This is a genomic window from Ideonella azotifigens (assembly GCF_006519715.1).
GTDB lineage: Bacteria > Pseudomonadota > Gammaproteobacteria > Burkholderiales > Burkholderiaceae_C > Ideonella > Ideonella azotifigens.
This window is the reverse complement of the sequence record NZ_VIDT01001086.1, coordinates 1-1,281: the sequence shown is the minus strand read 5'-3', so window position 1 is coordinate 1,281 and position 1,281 is coordinate 1. Positions and strand designations below refer to the sequence as shown.

General features: G+C 70.7%; 1 protein-coding gene. It reads left to right on the top strand.

Going from position 1 to position 1,281, the window contains the following annotated elements; genetic code table 11:
• Positions 1-1,281 (top strand): ATP-binding protein (locus tag FKP22_RS33210; RefSeq protein ID WP_445663761.1); only part of this gene is annotated, 1,281 nt, incomplete at both ends.

Genomic DNA, 1,281 nt, shown 5'->3' with positions numbered 1-1,281 from the left:
GGCGGTGCAGCTCTTCGCCGAGCGCGCCGGCGCCAACTCGGACGGCTTTGCGCTGACCGAGGCCAACCTCGGTGTCGTCTGCCACCTCTGCCGGCAGCTGGACGGCATGCCGCTGGCCATCGAGCTGGCCGCGGGCCGCATCGACACCCTGGGGCTGCAAGGCCTCGCGGCTCGGCTCGACGAGATGTTCGCACTGCTCACGCGCGGGCGCCGCACCGCGCTGCCGCGCCATGTCACGCTGCAGGCCTTGCTGGATTGGAGCCATGCACTGTTGACCGAGGTCGAGCGTGTCGTGCTGCGCCGCCTGTCGGTCTTCCGCTCGAGCTTCACGCTCGAATCGGCAACCGCGGTGCTGGCCAGCGAGGACCTGCCGGCGACGGCGGTCGTTGAAGGCGTGATCGGCCTGGCCGCCAAGTCGCTGGTGGCCGTCGACGTCAGCGGCGAGGCGGTGCTGCATCGCCTGCTCTACACGACGCGCACCTATGCAGCCGACAAGCTGCAGCGCAGCGGCGAGGCCGGGCAGATCGCCGCCGCCCATGCCAGGCACTTCGAGGACCTGCTGACGCGCACGCTGCGGGACCGCGACATGCTGCCCATCGCCGAATGGCTGCAGCGCCACGGCCGGATGATGGACGACGTGCGTGCGGGCCTGGACTGGGCCTTCTCGCCGCAAGGGGACACGCTGCAGGGCGTGCGGCTGACGGCCGCGGCGCTGGACCTGGTCTACGAGCTGGGCCTGCTGGATGAATACCGCAGCCGCGTGGACACCGCGATGGAGGCGGTGGCTTCGCTGCAGCCGCCGCAGGCCGGCCTGGAGCTGCGGCTGCGCGCCGCCCGCAACTTCCTGCACACGCAGACCACAGGGCGCGACTATTCGCGTGGCGCGAACTTCGCGCGCACGCTGGAACTCGCCGACCAGCTCGATTCGGTGCCGCAACGCATCGAGGCCATGTTCAGCCTGTGCGCCAACGCGTTTGGTACGGGTGACTACCGCGACGTGGCGGAAGTCGCCATGCGCATCAAGCAGCACGCGCCCGATCCGAACGAGCCGGTGGCCGTGCTGCTGTCGGACCGCTTCCTGGCGCTGAGCTACCACTACCTCGGCCGGCACGAGGAGGCCCGCCCGCTGGTGGACCGGGTGCTGCACTATCCGGCGGGCAACGCCTACCGCGAATACATCGGCCACATCCCGAAGACGGTCTCGATGGGCATCCTGATGGCGCGCACGCTGTGGCTGCAGGGCGCCTGCGACCAGGCCGTGGCGGTGGCCGCGCTGGCCGA